The organism is Catellatospora bangladeshensis, assembly GCF_016862575.1.
In the GTDB taxonomy this organism is placed as follows: Bacteria; Actinomycetota; Actinomycetes; order Mycobacteriales; family Micromonosporaceae; genus Catellatospora; species Catellatospora bangladeshensis.
Genome location: NZ_BONF01000025.1, coordinates 66,097 through 84,609 on the forward strand (window position 1 = coordinate 66,097; position 18,513 = coordinate 84,609).

Below are 18,513 nucleotides of genomic sequence, written 5' to 3' on the forward strand. Positions count from 1 at the left end.
AGATGTGCTGGCGGAAACCCTGTGGGGCGGACCGGAAACCGGACGTCACCGGACGCCGAGAGCTGCGGCGCGGCCGGAGTCAGGCGTGCGCGGTCCGATGTGCTGCGAAGAGCGGGGTAAAGTGACCTATGTGGACGATCGTTTGAATCCGGTCGCGCAGTTCTGTACGGACCTGCGCGTCCACTGGCAGGCGTCGGGAAGGGATCTGCCGAGCATCGCCCGGGATGTGCGCATCAGCCGGACTCAGCTCTACGCGATCCTCAACGGGGAGATCAAACGGCCGCCGGACTTCGCGGCACTGGTGCGCCCGTTCCTGCTCGCCTGCGGCGCGACCGAGGCCGAGCTCGCCGACTGGCGCCGCCGCCACGACGTACTCGTCGGCGTGCACCAGGGGTTGGCGCAACAGTCCCGGCTCCGCCCGGCCCCGCCGAACCTGCTGCCGGCGGTGAGCGGCGGTTTCGTCGGCCGGACATCGCTGCTGGCCGCCCTGGACACCGCGGCGTCACCTGCCGTGGTGACCGGGCCGCCCGGCGTCGGGAAGACCGCGCTGGTCCTGCACTGGGCGTACGGCCGGGCCGCGGCGTTCCCCGACGGCCGCCTCTACGCAGACCTGCGGGGGTATGCCCGTGACGGCGCTCTCGACCCAGCGGACGTGATCCGTGGCTTCCTCGACGCGCTGGGCGTGCCCGCCCGGGAGATCCCGCCGGACCCGGCCGCACAGGCGGCCCGCTTCCGGAGCCTGGCCGCCGACCGGCGCCTGCTGGTGGTCCTCGACAACGCCCGCGACGCGGACCAGGTACGCCCGCTGCTGGCTGGCGGATCCGGCGTGCGCACCGTGGTGACCAGCCGCAACCCGCTGACCGCCCTCGTCGCCGACTACGCCGCCACGCCCGTCGTGGTCGGCCTGCCGACGGAGGCCGAAGCGGTCGAGCTGGTCCGGTCCCGCCTTGCCGGATCTGCCGACGACAGCGCGGCGGCGGACGCCGTCGCCGCCTGCGGGCGCCTGCCCATGGCGCTGGCCCTGATCGCCGCACGGGTACGCCAGACCGGGTTCCCGCTGGCGACGGCCGCCGCCGAGCTGCGCCAGGCCGGTTCGCGCAGTCACCACGACCTGCGCACGGTGTTCTCCTGGTCATACGCGGCGGTGAGCCCGCCCGCCGCGCGGCTGTTCCGCCTGCTCGGCCTCCCCGCCGGAGCCGACATCGCCGCCGATGCGGCCGCCGCGCTCGCCGACGTCCACGACGCCGGCGCGTCACTCGACGAGCTGGTCCAGGCGGGCCTGCTCGTCGAACACCGCCCCCACCGCTACCTCCTGCACGATCTGCTGCGCGACTACGCGCGCGAGCAGGCCCAGGCCACCGACACCGACGCCGAGCGCCGCGCCGCGCTGACCCGCCTGCTCGACCACTACACGAGCACGGCGCACGAAGCCGACCGCGTCCTGAACCCCATACGCCCGCCGATCCCGCTGCCCGTGCCACCGCCGCCGGACAGCCGCCGCCCTGACTATCAGACAGCGCTGACCTGGCTGAAAGCCGAGAGGGCGGTGCTGCTGGCGACCCTGCGCCAGGCCCGCGACGACGGCCTCGACCGGCACGCCTGGCAGCTCGGCTGGGCCTTGGACACCTTCCTTTACGAGGAGCACCGCTGGCACGACGAGGGCGCTGCCTGGGCGGTGGCGCTGCGGGCGGCCACCGCCTCGATGGACGACGCGGCGGCCGCGCACGCCCACCGGTTCCTCGGCGCGGTCGCCGGACGGCTCGACCGGTTCGCCGAGGCGTACGCCCACATGCACGACTCCATGCGGCTGTGCCGGGCCGCAGGCGACCGCCGCGGCGAGGCCGAGACCGAGTTCGTCCTGTCGTACGTGTGCTTCCTCCAGGACGACATCACGACCGCGCTGGCCCACGCCGAACGTTCGCTCGAACTCTGGGCCGGCCTGTCCGACCTCGCCTGGACCGGCCGTGCCGCCAACGGTGTCGGCCTCTACCACGCCTTTCGCGGGGACGCCCCCGCCGCGATCCGCCTCTTCCAGCGTGCCGCCGACCTCCAGCACGAGGCCGGCGACGTCGCCAACGAGGCCGTCAGCCGCGACAACCTCGGCAAGGCGCACCACGCGCTCGGCGCCTACCCCGCCGCCGTCGAACAGTTCGACACCGCCGGTGACCTGGCCCGGCAACTCGGCGACCCCGTTCTTGAGGCGCAGACGGCCCATCATGCGGGCGATGCATACCAGGCGCTCGGCGATCACGCCACCGCCCGCGAACGGTGGGAGCACGCCTACAAGCTCCTCACCGACGCCGGGCACCCGATGGCGAACGACGTCGCCCGCAAACTCGCCGCGCCGCAGCCGGGCGACGCGGCAGGCGCCGCCGGGGAGTGAGGCGGGCGTCACCACGCGGGCACGGGTACGGGCGGCCGGCCGTGGCCGAAGGTTAGGTTGGCTCATGTTCTCGGACAGGTCCCGGGTCGCGGCCGGGCTCGCCGTGGTGTGCGCCGCGGCGGGGACCGGCGCGGTGATGTATGCGCTCGGCGTGCTCCCCGAGCCCTGGACCCGCGGCTACATCAGCGAGGGCGGCGTGGCCACCAGCCCGCGCGACGGGATCTACCGCGCCGGGATCGTCGCCCTGGCCGCCTCGCTGGCCCTGCTCGGCACGGCGCTGCGGCGGCTGGTGCCGTTCGTCTTCGCGATCCTGGCGACGGCGGGCGTCTTCGGCACCGCCTCGGCGGCGGTGTCGTGCACGCCGGGTTGCCCGCTGCCGCCGTACGAGCCGTCCACCCCCGCCGACCTGGTGCATGCCGGGGCGAGCGTGCTCGGCGTGGGGCTGGCGGTGGTCGCGATGACCGCCGTGGCACTGATCTCGCTGCAACCGGTGCTGCGCCGCACCGCGCGGATGTTCGCCGCAGTGACGCTGCCCCTGGCCGTGCTGCTGGTGTTCGGGCTGCTCGCGATCGGGCGCGGCCTGTTCACCAGCGTGCTGGAGCGGGTCGCGCTGGTGCCGGTGGTGCTCTGGATCGCGGTGACCGGGCTGCAGCTGCTGCGCCGCCCGGCCGCCGAGCGGGCTTGACCTCGCCCCAAGGGCACGCCGCAGACTGACCGCGTGGAGAAGAAGTTCCTGCTGGCGGGTGAGTTCGGGGCGGCCGCGCGGCTGTCGCCGAAGGCGCTGCGCCTCTACGCCGAGCTGGGCCTGCTCCCACCGGCCCGGATCGACCCGGGGACCGGATACCGGCAGTACACCGCCGACCAGCTGCCGCGTGCCCGGCTGCTGGCGCGGCTGCGCCGCCTCGGGCTGCCGCTGGCCAGGATCGGGCACCTCGCCGATCTGACGCCGCAGGCCCGCGCGGTCGAGCTGCGCGGCTGGCTGCACGGCCAGCGGGAGCTGCTCGACGAGCGGGCGGCGGTGGTCGAGGCCATGCAGTCACCGGTCGACGGCTCGCTGCTCGCCGCGGTCGCGCTGCGCGAGGTGCCGGTGGCCAAGGTGCTCTGCCGCACCCGCCGGATCGCCTCCGGCGGCCTGGCGGACCTGGTCGCCACCGCCCAGCGCGACATCCGCGCGCACCTGCGGGCCTCGGGGCTGCCCGGCGACGGCACGCTGCTGGTGTTCTTCCAGGACCTGGTGACGCCGGACAGCGAGTCCCCGGTCGAGGTCGCGGTGACGTTCGAGGGCAGCGCCGAACCGGCCGGCGACCTGTACATCCGCCTCGTGCCCGCGCACACCGCGGCCTACCTGCCGGTGCCGGCCGGATACGAGGACCTGCCCGAGATCCTGCGGGTCTACGACGCGGTGGAGGCCTGGACCGAGGCACACGGCCTGGCCTGCACCGGGCATCCGTACGAGAGCTATCCCGGCACCGGGGCGCGGTTCGACGTCGCGTACCCGGTCGCCGCCTGACCGAGAGGTTTCCTGTGCGCCACCTTCCGTACGTGGGCAGCGGCCCCTACTGCTACTCCAACTCGTTCGCGATGCTGCTCGGCGAGCAGGCCCCGTCGACGGCCGTGCTGGAGGTCGCCACCGGCGGCCCGTTCGGCATGCAGCTCGTCGGGGGCACGCTGGTGTTCTTCGACGCCTACGGCTGGGACCCTGAGCAGGGTTTCGACGACGCGCTCGGCGCGCTCGGCTGGACCTCCACGGTCTGCAAGGGCGGCGAGGCGGCCGAGGCGCTGGCCCGGCTGCGGGCCGCCGCCGAGCAGGGCCCCGTCTGGGTCGGGCCGGTGGAGATGGGGCACCTGCACCACCAGCCCGAGATGACCGGCCCGATCGGCGCGGACCACTTCGTGGTGGTGCTGGACGTGAACGACGAGCGGGTGCTGATCCACGACCCGCACGGGTATCCGTACGCCGAGGTGCCGGTCGGGGACTTCATGACGGCGTGGCGCGCGGAGACGGTCAGCTACGGCAGCGCGTACACGATGCGCACCGGTTTCACGAAGGTCGCCGAGGTGAAGGACGCCGACGCGATCCGGTCGGTGACCCCGGCGGCGATCCGGTGGCTGTCCATGTCCCCGGCGCTGGAGATGCCGCCGGGCAGCCTGGGCAACGGCGAGGCCGCGGAGCGGACCGCGCAGCTGATCGAGGCGGGCGCCGGTGACGGCCTGCGCGAGCACCTGATCTACTTCGCGATCCGGGTCGGGGCCCGGCGGCTCAGCGACACCGCCGACTGCCTGCTGCTCGCCGGCTACGGCGAGGCGGCGGAGATCGCGGCGGGGCAGGCGCGGCTGGTCGGCTCGTTGCAGCACCCGATGGTGACCGGGAACCTCCCGGCCGCGGCGGCCGCGCTGCGCGAGCTCGCCCCTACCTACGACCGGCTGCGCGCCGCCCTGGGCTGACGCACCCCGCACACGGAAGCGGCCGGGCGCCGGATCCACCTGTCCGACGCCCGGCCTCACCTCAGCGGGAGGTGGCCTTCAAGTCCCTGGGCTTTGCAAACCCGTCCGGGGCTACGGCGAGATGCTCTCGGCGTAGTCGAACAGGCTCTTGATGTCGTTGTCGTAGTACGGGCCGTCGAACTGGCCGTTGCCCGGGTTGTCGCCGTGGCTGACCGTGCTGTTGATGTAGCCCAGACCGGTCTGGTCGTTGTACTCCTGCAGCCAGGGTCCGCCGCTGGAGCCGTAGGTCATGTTGCACCACATCCGGATGACCTGGTCGTGGGCGTACCAGGTGCCGCTCTGGCAGTACTGCTGGCTCTCGCCGCCGCCGAGGTTGCCCGGGTAGCCCAGTGCGGTGACGTTGACGCTGTAGCCGTAGTTCCACCGCAGGCCGTTGCCGCCGACGACGTCCACGATGCGCTGGCCGGCACCGTTGGTGTTCATGACGGCGATCGCCATGTCCTCGCTGTAGCTGCTGCTGTTGATCCACGCGGTGCGCGCGGACAGCGTGTACGCCGTCCAGGTGCCGAACGGCCGTACCCCGTTGCGGTAGCGCGGGACGAACTGCCAGTTGGTGTACCACTGGCCGCCGGCTCCCTGGTGCACGCAGTGGCCGGCTGTCACGACCAGCCGGCGCTTGCCGCTGGCCACGGTGGCGGCCGAGCAGCTGGCGGACCCGCCGCCGGGGACGGTGAAGTACACCTTGCCGACGGTCTGCGACTCGTTGAGCAGCGTGCCGAAGCCGCTGCCGCCGGCGACCGAGGGCGCGACGGGCGCGATGCTGCCCGCCGGGCCGTCCGGCCGGTTGTCCTTGCCCGCCGTCGCCGTGGCGTCCTTCCCCTTCGGGAAGTCGAGGTCGACGGCCGCGGCCATGCGCTCCGGGGTCCAGTAGGCCGCGACGTCCTTGGCGACGGCCTCGCTGGTCACCGCGCGGCCGTCGCTGGTGCGCGCGACGGTGCTGGTGTTGCCGGAGCGGTCACCGGTGGACGGTGCCGCGTTCGCGGCCGCTGCGGCGCTCACGACCATCGCGAGCGTCACACCGGCCACCACCTGCCAGTGCAGGGTTCGTTTCACGAGGTGCTCCTTGTCTCTCGTGTGCCTTTCAAGGGCATGCGGACGCTATCGACCAATGTGGAGTGATTGGAACCGGTTAGCGCATGTAAATCCACATTGAACTGATGAATGAATCTAAAACACCAGCTAGGGGACCTTTTACGGCTATGAGTGACAACTCGTTCCATCCTGTGTGCCGGTTCAATCCCGTTGCCCGGCCCGCGCCGGATGTGGTGAGGTCGCGGGCATGACGGGTGGAACGGATCATCAGGCTGCGCTGACCACCGCGCAGCGGGCGGCGCTGGCACACGTGCGCGAGCGGGGCATGAAGGCACGTGAGACGGCGCTGGCCCGGCTCGGGGACGTGCCGGACGTCGCCGCGCTGCTCGAACTCGTGGCGGCGCACGGCCGGGTGACCCTGAACTTCCACCCGGACCGGCTGCTGGCCGACGGGCGTACGGTCGCCGAGTCGCTGGCCGCCGACGGCGTGTACCGCAGCCAGTTCGAGACCGGCGTGACCAACGGCAGCCGCACCGCCTTCCTCGACGGCGACCGGGACCGGTGGGAGCGGCAGCTGTTCGGCGGCGCGTACCACGCCCCGGGCGGCCTGCCGGGCGAGCGCCCCCGCTACGGCGGGCTCAACCTGCTGCGCCACCCGGACGGCGCCTGCCCGCGCTTCGGGTCCTGCCACGTTCGGCTACGGCCGCACGTCAACGCCCGCTGCACGGTCACCGTCGGCGACAGCCATCTGGGTCCGGCCGACGCGGGCACCTTCGACGCGTTCGAGGCGGTACTGGCCGGATACGTCGCGCAGGCCCGGCAGACCGGGGTGACGCTCGGCCGCCACGGCGCCGACCCTCTGGCCGTGCTGCGGAGCCTCGCCGACGCGGCGGCCACGGCCGAGCACGGCCGGGCCCTGGACGACTACCTGGAGGTGCAGGTGCACGGCCGGGTCGTGCTGGCCGCCGACGCGGAGGCGCTGGTGCTCGACCCGAGCTTCCGCGGCACCCGCAGCGGCGACCTGTTGGCGGATCTCGCCGGGCGCTGCGGGCTGGCACTGGAGTGGCATGCCGGGTTCGAGCTGACCCCGGCGGAGGTGGGCCCGGACTTCCGCGGCCCGGCGATACCGCCGCTCGCCGCCGAGGTCTGCGCGCGGTACGCCCGCGACTCCTTCGACGCCGCGCTGGTCGGACGGGCCGCCGCCGACATGCTGCGCGACCCGGCGGCGTGGGCCGCCCACGGCACTCCCGACGAGCTGCTCCAGTACGTCAAGCAGCTCTGGCACACGCTCAACCACGCCGGGCGCCCGTGGGGCGGGCCCGTGGCGGTCCACGGGCCCGCCGCACTCAGGACGCGAAGCGCAGGCGCACGATGACGTTGTCGAGCACCGTCGGCGTGCCGCCGTTCATGTCGTTGTTGGTCGAGGTGAGCCAGAGCCCGCCGTCGGGAGTCTTCACCACGGTCCGCAACCGGCCCCAGGAGCCGTTGAAGAAGGCCCGCGGGGTGTCGGTGGTGCTCCCGGTGATCCGCATGACCCACAGCCGGGTGCCGCGTACGGCGGCCATGTAGATCCAGTCGTTGACGATCTCGATCCCGCTCGGTGAGGCCGACGAGGTGCTCCACTGCCGCACCGGGTTGACGAAGCTCGGGTTGCTGCACGTGCCCTCGCACGTGGGCCAGCCGTAGTTGGACCCCGGCGTGATCAGGTTCAGCTCGTCCCAGGTGTTGTCGCCGAACTCCGACGACCACAGCCGCCCCTGCGAGTCCCAGGCCAGGCCCTGCGGGTTGCGGTGGCCCAGGCTGTAGACGCGGGTGCCGAACGGGTTGCCCGGCGCGGCTGCTCCGGTCGTGGTGACCCGCAGGATCTTGCCGTTGAGCGAGCTGAGGTTCTGCGCCCGGCTGCTGTCCTGCGCGTCACCCGTGGTGAGGTAGATGTATCCGTCCGGGCCGAACTTGACCCGGCCGCCGTTGTGGAACCGGTTCTTGGCGATGCCGGTGACCAGCGCCTCGCGCGGCCCGATGGCCCCGTTCTCGAACTTGAACCGCACCAGGCGGTTGTCCGAGGCCGCGGTGTGGAACGCGTACACCCAGTGGTCGGTGGCGAAGTTCGGGCCGACGGCCAGGCCGAGCAGCCCGCCCTCGCCGGTGGTGGTGACCGCCTCGGAGATGGTGCCGACGACGGTCTTCTGCCCGGCCAGGGTGACCCGCACGATCTCGAAGCGGTCCCGTTCGGCGACCAGCGCGCTGCCGTCGGGCAGGAACGCGATGCCCCACGGCAGGTCCAGAGCCGTGTTGACGTTGCGGTCGAAGACCGGGTCGCCGCCACCCGCCTGCGTCGACGTGGTGACCGTGAGCACCGCGCCAGCCGGGGACGTGTTGCCGTTGGCGTCATAGGCCAGCACCGTGTACTGGTACGCGGTGGCGGGCGTCAGGCCGGTGTCGGTCGCGGTCAGGTCGGGCACGTCGGCGATCTGGACGCCGTTGCGCGACACCCGGTAGCCGCGCACGCCGACGTTGTCGGTGGCGGCGTTCCAGGCCAGCGACACCGTGCTCGCGGTGACGCCGGTGCTGCGCAGGTTCGCTGGCGTGGTGGGCGGCTGGGTGTCGGTGCTCGGCGGGGTGGTCACCGGCAGGTTGTTGCTGCCCTGCGACGGGTTGCCCGCCGCGTCGTAGGCCAGCACGCTGAACACGTACGACGTGTTGGGCTGCAGGTTGTTCAGCGTCGCGGCCAGGATGTTGCCGCCGACCTCGGCGACGACGTTGCCGCCGTTGTAGACGACGTAGCGCGACACCCCGACGTTGTCGGTGGCGGCGTTCCAGGCCAGGTCGACGCCGTTCGGCCGGACCACGCCCACCACGCGCAGGCTGCTCGGGGCGGTCGGCGGCTGGCTGTCCGACGGCGCGCTGACCCGCAGCCGGTCCAGGTTGGGCCCGCCGTTGACCGTGGTCGCGGTCGCGCGGACCGTGTTGGTGCCCGCGGCCAGGCTCGCCGTGACCGTCTTCTCGGCCCAGGTGGGCCATGCGCCGGTGCCGGGGAAGGTGAGGCCGGGCGCGGCGGGGGTGCCGTTGACGGTGACGTCCATGGGCCGGTCGACGGTGGTGCCGTTGGCGTAACGCAGCGCCAGCTGGTAGTTGCCGGCCGCGGGCACCGAGACCGTGAACTGCACGTACGAGCCGGTCACGTTGTCGTAGTTGACGAATCCGGTGCCGGTGTAGCCGGCGTGGTTGGACTCGACCAGGCCCTGCGAGATCGTCGCGGCCTCCGCCTGGTAGTCGGTGAACGCGGGCGGCGGGCCGGTGGTCAGGTTCCACTGCTGGCTGGCCAGCCCGGCGATGCAGGACCAGATGTGCAGCTTGGCGGCGTCGGCGGTGCTGCCGCTCACCACGTCGATGCACCTGCCGGTGACCGGGTTGACCAGGGTGCGGGCCGAGCTGCTGTACGTCCACTGCTGGTTGGGGTTGGTCGCCGAGCAGTCCCAGATCTGCACCTTGGTGCCGTTGGCGTTGACGCCGCCCGCGACGTCCAGGCATTTGCCGCCCAGCGCCCGGATGGTGCCGTCGGTGCCGACGGTCCAGGTCTGCGCGGCGGAGCCGTTGCAGGTGTAGATCTGCACCTGGGTGCCGTTGACGGTGCTCGCGGACGGGATGTCGATGCACTTGCCGGACGCGACACCGGTGATCGGCCCGACGGTGTCGGCGGCGGCCGGGGCGGCCACCACGAGCTGGAGCCCGGCGGCGAGGGTCAGCGCCGTGGCGAGAACGGCGAGGCGCCTGATCGGAGGGGAGTTCACGAGTGCTCCGTTCCTGGCGATCGGTGCCGCGCGATGCCGTTCCGGGGGCTCGGGTGGCGGCGGCGCGAGTCCGATCGCGAGTGTTAGTTAACTTAACTGATCGAACCTGAACGATATGAAAGCGCATTCCCGATGGTCAAGGCGAGCGGCCCGGAATGGCACAGATGCCTCGCCGAGCGGTCCGGTGTGTCCCGCCCCGGTGGTACGGTCCATGCCGCACCGCCGGCCCGTACCCACCGGGCGGGGCAACCCCTGAGTTGCGAAGGCAATCCCCGGGTTGCCGACTTCGCGACGCAGAACCGGGAGACCCCATGGACGCCGAGGACACCACGCTGGAGGCGATCCTGGGCGGCGCGCCCTCGCCCGACGCCTGGCAGGCGGTCTGCGGCCTGCTGCCCGGCGTTGCCCGCGAGGCGCTGCCCACCGCGCTCAACCGGCTGGCCGACTGGCCCGCGAGGCTGCGGCCGATGCCCGACGCCTGGTGGGAGGAGAAGGCCCGAGGTGTGCACCGGCCGTGGCATGCGGCGTCGGCGTGGCGCGCCCTCGGCGACGTCTACGACGTCCAGAACGGGCGCCCGCCCGCGCCCGAGGACGACGAGGAGACCGACTTCGCCTGCTTCTCCGAGGGCGCGACCGCGCTCGCCTGCCCCTCGGACGCGAGCTGGCTGCTGCTGTGCGCGGCGGCGGAGTGGCACCACAACGGCGGTGACGTCGTCGTCTGGGCGACCGGCCCGCAGGCGGACCCGGTGAAGCTGCTCGACGGCGCCCACTTCCACGACGAGGCACTCGACGCGCAGCTCAGCCCGGACGAGACCGTCGCGGTGTGCTCCGTCGAGGGCCGCGTGCACGCCTGGTCCACACCCGACGGCAAGCCGCGCTGGCAGGTCGAGCTGGCCGAGAGCAGCGATACCGAGGGCCGCTACGACATGGCTTACTCGGCTGTGCGCATCGGGTTCAGCGGTGACGGGCGCCGGATCGCCGCCGGGTGTGCGGCGCGCGGCGTCCACGTGGTCGACACCGCGAGCGGCGAGCTGGTCGGCCTCATCGCGGCCGACCCGTGCGGGCCGGTGGCCCTCGATCACGACGGCACCCGGCTGGCCCACGCGGGCACGTCCGGCGAGATCGTGGTACGCGACACCGCCTCCGGCGCGATCCTGATGCGCCACGACACCGGCCTGGCCACCGTCAACGCGCTCGCCTTCGCACCCGGCGACGCCGGGCTCGCCGTGGCGGGCGGCGCTCGCGACGTCGGCCGCTCCCCCGGCGTGCGGCCTGCGGCCGTCGTGCTCACGCTGCACGGGAACGCGGTCACGGGCTCGCGGAAGGTCGTGCCGCTCGAAGCCCCGGCTGACCTGGTGGCCGATTCGCCGCTGGCGGCGGTGGCCACCCGCTGCGTGTGGGGCGTGCACGGGCCGCTGGTGTACGCCGAGGACGACGCCGGTGCGGTGCTGTTCGGCGGCGACGGCCGGGTGCTGTGGACCGAGCCGGGGATGACCTGCGGCAACCTCTCCCCCGACGGCCGCGTCCTGGTCACCATGGGCGAGGAGGATGTCACCGCCGTCTTCCTCGACGCGCTGTTCCCCGCGGGCTAGGTGCTGCCTCGCGTGGCAGGGCGCTGGAGCAGTCTCACGCCCGGGCGGTGACCAGGTAGAAGGTGAATCCGGCGAGGAACGGATCCGTTCGGAGGCGGTGAAGCCATCCTCCGGCCTCCGCTTCGGTGAACACGGCAGCCGCGACGGCCCGCGCCGAGTTACGACGTAGCCCCAGGATCTGGTCGGCCGTCTCGAAGTCTCGGAAGACCACCGAAACGGCCTCCACCGAGTTGATCTCGAAACCGGCCACGGTGGACAGCCGCACCAGATCGCGGCCGACTGTCGCGTTTCGCACCCGCCCGGCGACGAAACGCGAGAATCGTCGGCTCGTCGTCACGTCTTCGTCAGCCACCACGAGAGAGTCCCAGTCCGGCTCGGCCATGCCGAACAGGCCGCCGGGCCGAAGCACCCGACGGGCCTGCGCGATCGCCGCCCCAGGGTCGTCCACGTGCTGCAGGACGCGATCCGTCCGTGCCCGGTCGACGCAGGAGTCGGCGAGCGGAAGGTCGTGCACGTCGCCTCTGCGCAACTCGACGTTGGGGCGGTCCGCGAGCCGCCTACCGGCTTCCGCCAGCATCCGCGGTTCACGATCGATGCCGATCACCGAACCGGTCTCGCCGACGGCATCGGCCAACCGGCCGAGGTCGGTGCCAGGTCCGCATCCGATGTCCACCACCGCGTGCCCCGGCGACAGGTCGAGAGCGCCGAGGAACCGCTGCTTGTAGTCCTGGCCTACCGCGGTGCCGGCGGCGGCATCCAGATAGGTGATCGGGTCCGGCGCTGCCATCGCCTCGGCGTGCTGAGTCATTCGTCCACCCAACACGAGGTTCCGCTCGGTTCGGTGAAGCAGTTGTGCAGAAACGTGGTAGTGGTCTGCCGGTGGGGCTCCCGCTGAAGACGGGGTGGGTGGAGGGGTCCTGGCCGTGGCGCCCGGCTACGGCAGCTGAACGTACACCCTGGTCCAGGGCTGGTCGCCGAGCAGCCGCCAGCGGTGCCCGCCGCCCGCGGTGTCCTCGGCCAGCAGCACGTCGCCCGGCCCTAGCCGGCACGTCTCGCCGTCCCGGGTGGTGAACTCCAGGGCGCCGGTCAGGGTGAGCACGTACTGCCGGTGGGGTGCGTCGTGCCACTCCAGCCGCGCGCCCGGCGGGCTCTGCTGGAAGCGCACCGGTCCGGCGGGCAGCCAGCCGGTGGCCAGGTCGATTCCGTGCTGGTCGAGCCGCATGGCGGACTGCTCGATGTGCGACTGCCCGTCCCCGCCGGTGTAGAGGCGGACCAGGCGGATCATATCAGCACCGCCGTCGCCGCGGGGTCGCTGCCCGCCAGCCAGCGACCGCCGATGCGGGCCAGCTCGCCGGAGCGGCGGATCGCCTCCTGGGCGGCGTCGAGCTGTCCGGCCAGCGCGGCGTCGTCGAGGGCGACCGCCATCGCGATCAGCTCGGTGGTGATGCCGGTCTGCGCGATGCGCAGCTTCGGCCGGTCGGCGACGAGCCGGCGCAGCACTGGTTCGAGCTTCATGAAGCCGCCGATGGCGCCCTGTTCGAGGTCGTCGAGGGCGGTGCCTATCTCGCCGTAGGCGTAGACCTTCACCCCGGCGATCCGCCCCGCGGTGTGCAGACCCTCGGCCACGGGCTGGGAGGTGTTGCCGTCCTGCACGCCCAGGATCAGGCCGGTCAGGTCGCCGGTGCCGCGCACACCGGGGGCGGCGGTGGCGTCGACCGCCAGGCTCTGGCCGGAGCGCAGGTACGGCGTACACCAGCGGGCCAGGGTGCGGCGGTGCTCGGTGACCGTCGCCCCGGAAGCGACCAGGTCGATGCTCCGGCCGAGCAGCGCGAAGATTCCCTCGAAGTCGGCGCCTTCGTACCGGTGCAGCTCGACCGGCCGCCCGAGCCCCGCCGCGAGGGCGTGCACGAGGTCGAGGTCGAGGCCCGCCGGGGGCGAGCCCGGCACCTCGAACGGCGGGTCGGGAAAGGCCGACCCCACGCGCAGCGGTGCCCTACCGGCCAACCCTCGACTCCCCTGATCAGCGCCTAGACCTGGGCAAAGGCTAACCTCGCACGCAGCCGCAGCGTGGCCGTTCGGCCCTGCCACCCCGGCCGCCGTCTGGTCGGGGGCGGACCAGCGCGGCTGTCCCGGGGCGGGCGCACCCCGGACGACAGGGGCGGCGGCGCGTGGGAGACTCGACGCGACAGCGGCAGCAGCGGGAGGTGTGCATGTTCGATCATTTCGTGTGGTCCGTGCTCGTCGCTCCCGCGCTGGTCGCCGTCGCGGTGCGAGTGCTGGCCGACCGGCTCGCGCCGGGGCGCGCGGCCCGGGTCGTGGCCTGGTCGGCGGCGGCCACGGCGGTCGGCAGCATGATCAATCTGCTGGTGTTCACGCTGGTGGCGGTCGCCGAGACCCCGGCCGCGGCGGAGGCTTTCGGCTGGTCCGCGCGCACCGTGCACGACGACACCGCGCAGGTCGCCTGGGTGCCCTGGCTCAGCGTGGCGCTGCTGGCCGGGGCGGCCGGCGCCGTCGCGGTGCGGGCGCGGCGCCACCGCCGGACGCTCGCCGAGGCCCGCCGGTACAGCGACGGCACGGCGACCGTGCTGGTGCTGCCCGACGCCCGGCCGCAGGCGTTCGCGGTGCCGGGCCGGCCCGGCCGGGTGGTGGTGACCACCGGGATGCGCGAGCAGCTGTCCGAGCCGCAGTTCGACGCCGTGATCGCACACGAGCGGGCGCACCTGGAGGCCGGGCACCACCGGCTCGTCGCCGTCGCCGACGTGGCCGCGGCATCGCATCCGGCGCTGTGGTGGGTCGCCCGGCACGTCGGTTACCTGGTCGAGCGGGCCGCCGACGAGCAGGCGGCGCGGGCGGTCGGCAGCCGCCGCACGGTCGCGCACGCCATCGGCACGGCGTCCCTGGCCGGTGCGCCGGCAGCGGGGCTGGGCCTGCACGCGGCGGCGCGGCCGGGTGTGGTCCCGCGGCGGGTCGCCAGCCTGCTGCGCCCGCCCCGGCAGGCGGGGTGGCCCTGGTATGTCCTGCCCGCCGCGCTGGCCGCCTCGTCGCTGGTCTGGACCGTGGAGGCGGTCGTCGACTTCTTCGAGCTGCTCGCCTCGGCCAGCCTGCCCGGCTGATCTTCGCCCCGGCGGGGACGCCGGGTAGCGGAGAACGGGACGATAGAGTCGGAACCGATGAGCACTCGCCGACCAGACGCCAGCGCGGACGCGCCCGATCCCGGCCGCCGCCGCTCCGGCGAGCTGGAGTCGCAGATCGTCACGGTGCTGACCGCGGCCGAGACGGCGCTGACCCCCGGCGAGGTGCGCGAGCGGCTGGCCCCGCAGAGCGACCTGGCGTACAGCACGGTCGTCACGATCCTCACCCGGCTGCATGCCAAGGGCGCGGTGATCCGCGAGCGCGACGGGCGGGCGTACCGCTACGCCGCCCTGCGCGACGCCGCCGGGCTGGTCGCCGATCGGATGACCCGGCTGCTGACCGCCGAGTCCGATCACGGCTCGGTGCTGCGGCGCTTCGTGGGCAGCCTCGACGCCGACGACGAGCGTTTCCTGCGCGAGCTGCTGCGCGACGGGGACGAGTAGCCCGTACACCCCCGGCTTGACTTCTACTCACTGTAGAAGTCAGGATGCTTAGGCAATCCTAATTTAGGAAAGGCTCACCTGGCACCGGCTGGGGCGGGCCGATCGATGCTGCCCGCAAGCCGAGGTGCCGCCATGTCCAACGTGTTCCTGCCGACGTACCTCATCGGGCTGCGTGAGGGCCTGGAGGCGACGCTGGTCGTCACCATCCTGGTGGCGTTCCTGGTCAAGACCGACCGCCGGGACCGGCTCCGCTACGTCTGGACCGGGGTCGGCGTCGCTGCGGCGCTGTCGGTCGGCTTCGCCGCGGTGCTGCAGTACACGAGCGCACACCTGGAGTTCGAGCGCCAGGAGCTGTTCGAGGCGGTCACCTCGATCCTGGCCGTGGCCTTCGTCACGTGGATGATCTTCTGGATGCGGCGGGCCGCCCGGTCCATCTCCGGCGACCTGCGCGCCCGGCTCGACGCCGCCATCGCGCTCGGCCCGCTGGCCGTCGTCGTCACCGCCTTCCTCGCCGTCGCGCGCGAGGGCCTGGAGACCGCGCTCATCTTCTTCGCGACCGTGCAGGGCGCCACCTCGACCTGGTCGGTGACCGCGATCCTGGGCGGCATCGCGACCTCGGTCGTGCTCGGCTTCCTGATGTACCGCAGCGCGCTGCGGATCAACCTCACCCGCTTCTTCACCTGGACCGGCGTGCTGCTGGTGCTGGTCGCCGCGGGCATCTTCAAGTACGGCGTGCACGACCTGCTCGAAGCGGGCGTGCTGCCGGGCCTGAACAACCTCGCCTTCGACATCTCCGGCACGCTGCCGCCCACCACCTGGTACGCCGAGCTGCTGCGCGGGACGCTCAACTTCACGCCCGCCCCGACGGTCCTGGAGACCGTCGCGTGGCTCGCGTACGCGATCCCGGTGCTCGTGCTGTTCCTGCTGCCGCACCGGGCGCGCGCCGCCGCGCCCGCCCCGGCCCCCGCTCCCGCGCCGGTCCCCACCGGCAGCGACCGCTGAAACCCTTCAACACAGGAGTCACCCCCATGCGCAAGCTCCCGGCACTCACGGCGGCCGCCGTACTCGGCCTGAGCCTGTCGGCCTGCACCAGCGACCCGGAGCCGGCCGCGCCCGGCGACGCCACCGGCCCGATCGCGGTCAAGGCCACCGACGCGACCTGCGAGGTCGGCCGCGCCGAGACCGCCGCGGGCACGGTCACCTTCACCGTCAGCAACGGCGGCGCGAAGGTCACCGAGTTCTACGTGTACGCCGCCGGGGACCGGGTGATGGGCGAGGTCGAGAACATCGCCCCCGGGCTGACCCGCGAGCTGAAGGTCGAGCTGACCGCCGGCACGTACGAGACCGCCTGCAAGCCGGGCATGATCGGCAAGGGCATCCGCAACGGGTTCAAGGTGACCGGCTCGGCCGCGCCGCTGACCGCCGACGCGAAGCTGGCCGAGGCCACCGCGAACTACCAGCGCTACGTGCGCAGCCAGACCGCCGCGCTGCTGCCCAAGACCGAGGAGTTCGTGGCCGCCGTCAAGGCCGGCGACGCGGAGAAGGCCAAGGCGCTGTTCCCGGTGGCCCGCACCTACTGGGAGCGGATCGAGCCGGTCGCCGAGATCTTCGGCGACCTGGACCCGAAGATCGACGGCCGCGCCGAGGTGATCGAGGAGGGCATGCCCTTCACCGGCTTCCACCGCCTCGAGCAGGACCTCTGGGAGAAGAAGGACATCAGCAAGTCCGGCCCGATCGCCGACCAGCTGCTGGTCGACGTGAAGGAGATCGTGGCCAAGGCGAACGCGGAGCAGCTGTCCCCGCTGCAGCTGGCCAACGGCGCCAAGGAGCTGCTGGACGAGGTCGCCAGCGGCAAGATCACCGGCGAGGAGGACCGCTACTCGCACACCGACCTGTGGGACTTCGCCGCCAACGTCGAGGGCTCCAAGGCCGCCGTGCAGGCGCTGCGCCCGACCCTGGAGGAGCGCGCGCCGGAGCTGGTCACCGCGCTGGACGCGGCGTTCGCCGCCGTCGACACCGCGCTCGGCAAGCACCGCGCCGGTGACGGCTGGAAGCTGCACAACCAGCTGACCCAGGCCGAGCTGAAGGAGCTGAGCGACGTCATCAACGCGCTCGCCGAGCCCATCAGCAAGGTCGCCGCGGTCGTCGCGAAGTAGTCCCCTCGGTGCGGTGGGCCGTCCACGCGGACAGCCCACCGCACCGGCACCGATCCCCGGAGTGTGAGACAGATGGTTTCGCGACGAGCAGCGCTGACCGCCACCGGCATCGGCCTGGTGGGCGTGGCCGCCACCGCCGCCGTGAGCGCGGCGACCGCCGACCCCGAGCCCGCCGCCGCCCCGGCGTTCGACGGCGCGGTCCCCTTCTTCGGCGAGCACCAGGCCGGCATCGTCACGCCCGCACAGGACCGGCTGCACTTCGCCGCCTTCGACGTGATCACCAAGGACCGCGCGAAGCTCGTCGAGATGCTGCGCGAGTGGACCGCGGCCGCCGCCCGGATGACCCAGGGCCGCGACGCGGGCACGCTCGGCGCCGTCGGCGGCCAGCCCGAGGCGCCGCCGGACGACACCGGCGAGGCGCTCGGACTGCCGCCCTCCGGGCTCACCCTCACCATCGGCTTCGGCCGCAGCCTGTTCCGCGACGCCGCGGGCGTCGACCGGTTCGGCATCGCCGACCGGCTGCCCGCCGCGCTGGAGGCGCTCCCCCACTTCCCCGGCGACGCGCTGCGCCCCGAGATCAGCGACGGCGACCTGTGCGTACAGGCCTGCGCCAACGATCCGCAGGTGGCCGTGCACGCGATCCGCAACCTCGCGCGCATCGGGTTCGGCGTGGTCAGCATCCGCTACTCGCAGCTGGGCTTCGGGCGCACGTCGAGCACCTCGCGTACGCAGACCACCCCGCGCAACCTGATGGGCTTCAAGGACGGCACCCGCAACATGAAGCTGGAGGACGCCGAGCTGCTGCGTGAGCAGCTGTGGGCGCGTGCCGAGGACGGCGCGGCCTGGATGGCGGGCGGCAGCTACCTGGTCACCCGGCGGATCCGGATGACGGTCGAGACGTGGGACCGGACGTCGCTGACCGAGCAGGAGGCGATCTTCGGCCGGGACAAGGGCGAGGGCGCGCCGCTTGGCAAGGCCAAGGAATTCGACGAGCCCGACTTCGACGCCAAGGGCGCCGACGGGCAGCCGATGATCGCCAAGGAGGCGCACATCCGGCTCGCCCACCCGGATTTCAACAACGGGGCGCACCTGCTGCGACGCGGATACAACTTCGTGGACGGCACCGATGGGCTCGGACGGCTGGACGCGGGGTTGTTCTTCATGGCGTACCAGCGTGACCCGCGTAAGCAGTTCGTGCCGGTGCAGCGCAGCCTGGCCCGCGCCGACGTGCTCAACGAGTACATCCGGCACGTGTCGAGCGGCCTGTGGGCCTGCCCGGCCGGCGTGACCGGCGACGGCGACCACTGGGGGCGCGCGCTGTTCAGCTGAGTGACGGCTTTCAGCGAGGATGGGTCCGGCTTGCCGAGCTGGACCCGGTAAGTGCAGAGCCCCCAGCCAGACATGTGCCGCGAGATCTACTCGCAGCTAACGTCGATCATCTCGGTCGGGACCGACCGCCAGCCGAGGAACCTGCTGTAC

At 72.8% G+C, this 18,513-nt stretch carries 16 protein-coding genes; 11 read left to right on the forward strand and 5 right to left on the reverse strand.

Annotated elements, in window-relative coordinates; genetic code table 11:
- The first annotated feature begins 130 nt into the window (after nucleotides 1-130).
- From Cba03nite_RS20810 to Cba03nite_RS20825, 4 genes are all read left to right on the forward strand, one after another.
- Complete coding sequence (locus tag Cba03nite_RS20810; RefSeq protein ID WP_203748719.1) at nucleotides 131-2,383, forward strand: tetratricopeptide repeat protein; 2,253 nt, start codon at nucleotides 131-133, stop codon at nucleotides 2,381-2,383.
- 64 nt (nucleotides 2,384-2,447) lie between these two features.
- Nucleotides 2,448-3,068, forward strand: a complete 621-nt coding sequence (locus Cba03nite_RS20815) for a DUF998 domain-containing protein (protein WP_203748721.1) — start codon at nucleotides 2,448-2,450, stop codon at nucleotides 3,066-3,068.
- A gap of 33 nt (nucleotides 3,069-3,101) precedes the next feature.
- Nucleotides 3,102-3,893 (forward strand): MerR family transcriptional regulator, encoded by a 792-nt coding sequence (locus Cba03nite_RS20820; RefSeq protein WP_203748723.1) that lies wholly within the window; start codon nucleotides 3,102-3,104, stop codon nucleotides 3,891-3,893.
- Between the two features lie 32 nt (nucleotides 3,894-3,925).
- Nucleotides 3,926-4,828, forward strand: coding sequence for a YobF C-terminal domain-containing protein (locus Cba03nite_RS20825; protein WP_239125917.1), 903 nt, complete (start codon nucleotides 3,926-3,928; stop codon nucleotides 4,826-4,828).
- 111 nt (nucleotides 4,829-4,939) lie between these two features.
- Here Cba03nite_RS20825 and Cba03nite_RS20830 read toward each other — a convergent pair whose 3' ends face one another.
- A complete protein-coding gene (locus Cba03nite_RS20830) occupies nucleotides 4,940-5,893 on the reverse strand; it encodes a trypsin-like serine peptidase (protein ID WP_308442758.1) in 954 nt (317 codons plus the stop codon).
- Between the two features lie 274 nt (nucleotides 5,894-6,167).
- On the opposite strand from Cba03nite_RS20830, the gene Cba03nite_RS20835 reads away from it, so the two are divergent.
- Nucleotides 6,168-7,295: a DUF3626 domain-containing protein gene (locus tag Cba03nite_RS20835; protein ID WP_203748727.1), complete on the forward strand. Its 1,128-nt coding sequence runs from the start codon at nucleotides 6,168-6,170 to the stop codon at nucleotides 7,293-7,295.
- On the opposite strand, the gene Cba03nite_RS20840 is transcribed toward Cba03nite_RS20835, so the two are convergent.
- Nucleotides 7,267-9,711, reverse strand: coding sequence for a PQQ-dependent sugar dehydrogenase (locus Cba03nite_RS20840; RefSeq protein WP_203748729.1), 2,445 nt, complete (start codon nucleotides 9,709-9,711; stop codon nucleotides 7,267-7,269). The two genes, Cba03nite_RS20835 and Cba03nite_RS20840, sit on opposite strands and share 29 nt — an antisense overlap.
- Nucleotides 9,712-10,022: 311 nt before the next feature.
- On the opposite strand from Cba03nite_RS20840, the gene Cba03nite_RS20845 reads away from it, so the two are divergent.
- Nucleotides 10,023-11,303, forward strand: coding sequence for a WD40 repeat domain-containing protein (locus tag Cba03nite_RS20845; protein ID WP_203748731.1), 1,281 nt, complete (start codon nucleotides 10,023-10,025; stop codon nucleotides 11,301-11,303).
- A gap of 34 nt (nucleotides 11,304-11,337) precedes the next feature.
- Here Cba03nite_RS20845 and Cba03nite_RS20850 read toward each other — a convergent pair whose 3' ends face one another.
- The 3 genes from Cba03nite_RS20850 to Cba03nite_RS20860 form a co-directional block, all read right to left on the reverse strand.
- Nucleotides 11,338-12,111, reverse strand: a complete 774-nt coding sequence (locus Cba03nite_RS20850; RefSeq protein WP_239125918.1) for a methyltransferase domain-containing protein — start codon at nucleotides 12,109-12,111, stop codon at nucleotides 11,338-11,340.
- A gap of 126 nt (nucleotides 12,112-12,237) precedes the next feature.
- Nucleotides 12,238-12,588, reverse strand: coding sequence for a cupin domain-containing protein (locus tag Cba03nite_RS20855; protein ID WP_203748733.1), 351 nt, complete (start codon nucleotides 12,586-12,588; stop codon nucleotides 12,238-12,240).
- Nucleotides 12,585-13,307 (reverse strand): transporter substrate-binding domain-containing protein, encoded by a 723-nt coding sequence (locus Cba03nite_RS20860; RefSeq protein ID WP_203748736.1) that lies wholly within the window; start codon nucleotides 13,305-13,307, stop codon nucleotides 12,585-12,587. The genes Cba03nite_RS20855 and Cba03nite_RS20860 overlap by 4 nt, the downstream gene beginning before the upstream one ends.
- 206 nt (nucleotides 13,308-13,513) lie before the next feature.
- Between Cba03nite_RS20860 and Cba03nite_RS20865 the strand changes: the two genes are divergently transcribed.
- The 5 genes from Cba03nite_RS20865 to efeB all read left to right on the forward strand — a co-directional run bounded on the left by Cba03nite_RS20865 (nucleotide 13,514) and on the right by efeB (nucleotide 18,363).
- Entirely contained in the window at nucleotides 13,514-14,416 is a 903-nt protein-coding gene (locus Cba03nite_RS20865) for a M56 family metallopeptidase (protein WP_203748739.1), read from the forward strand.
- Between the two features lie 57 nt (nucleotides 14,417-14,473).
- Nucleotides 14,474-14,878, forward strand: a complete 405-nt coding sequence (locus tag Cba03nite_RS20870; RefSeq protein WP_203748742.1) for a BlaI/MecI/CopY family transcriptional regulator — start codon at nucleotides 14,474-14,476, stop codon at nucleotides 14,876-14,878.
- 132 nt (nucleotides 14,879-15,010) lie between these two features.
- Entirely contained in the window at nucleotides 15,011-15,880 is an 870-nt protein-coding gene (efeU, locus tag Cba03nite_RS20875; RefSeq protein WP_203748745.1) for an iron uptake transporter permease EfeU, read from the forward strand.
- Between the two features lie 26 nt (nucleotides 15,881-15,906).
- Nucleotides 15,907-17,034: an iron uptake system protein EfeO gene (gene efeO, locus Cba03nite_RS20880; protein WP_203748748.1), complete on the forward strand. Its 1,128-nt coding sequence runs from the start codon at nucleotides 15,907-15,909 to the stop codon at nucleotides 17,032-17,034.
- Between the two features lie 72 nt (nucleotides 17,035-17,106).
- Nucleotides 17,107-18,363 carry an iron uptake transporter deferrochelatase/peroxidase subunit gene (gene efeB / locus Cba03nite_RS20885; RefSeq protein WP_203748751.1) on the forward strand — a complete coding sequence of 419 codons (1,257 nt, stop codon included), beginning with the start codon at nucleotides 17,107-17,109 and terminating at the stop codon, nucleotides 18,361-18,363.
- Nucleotides 18,364-18,513: the final 150 nt, after the last annotated feature.

What these genes read in the sequence shown, in the direction of transcription:
- efeO (WP_203748748.1), top strand. Translation starts at nt 15,907, where the DNA reads ATGCGCAAGCTCCCGGCACTCACGGCGGCCGCCGTACTCGGCCTGAGC.
- Cba03nite_RS20865 (WP_203748739.1), top strand. Translation starts at nt 13,514, where the DNA reads ATGTTCGATCATTTCGTGTGGTCCGTGCTCGTCGCTCCCGCGCTGGTC.
- Cba03nite_RS20850 (WP_239125918.1), bottom strand. Translation starts at nt 12,111, where the DNA reads ATGACTCAGCACGCCGAGGCGATGGCAGCGCCGGACCCGATCACCTAT.
- Cba03nite_RS20830 (WP_308442758.1), bottom strand. Translation starts at nt 5,893, where the DNA reads ATGGTCGTGAGCGCCGCAGCGGCCGCGAACGCGGCACCGTCCACCGGT.
- Cba03nite_RS20855 (WP_203748733.1), bottom strand. Translation starts at nt 12,588, where the DNA reads ATGATCCGCCTGGTCCGCCTCTACACCGGCGGGGACGGGCAGTCGCAC.
- Cba03nite_RS20870 (WP_203748742.1), top strand. Translation starts at nt 14,474, where the DNA reads ATGAGCACTCGCCGACCAGACGCCAGCGCGGACGCGCCCGATCCCGGC.
- Cba03nite_RS20845 (WP_203748731.1), top strand. Translation starts at nt 10,023, where the DNA reads ATGGACGCCGAGGACACCACGCTGGAGGCGATCCTGGGCGGCGCGCCC.
- efeU (WP_203748745.1), top strand. Translation starts at nt 15,011, where the DNA reads ATGTCCAACGTGTTCCTGCCGACGTACCTCATCGGGCTGCGTGAGGGC.
- efeB (WP_203748751.1), top strand. Translation starts at nt 17,107, where the DNA reads ATGGTTTCGCGACGAGCAGCGCTGACCGCCACCGGCATCGGCCTGGTG.
- Cba03nite_RS20835 (WP_203748727.1), top strand. Translation starts at nt 6,168, where the DNA reads ATGACGGGTGGAACGGATCATCAGGCTGCGCTGACCACCGCGCAGCGG.
- Cba03nite_RS20815 (WP_203748721.1), top strand. Translation starts at nt 2,448, where the DNA reads ATGTTCTCGGACAGGTCCCGGGTCGCGGCCGGGCTCGCCGTGGTGTGC.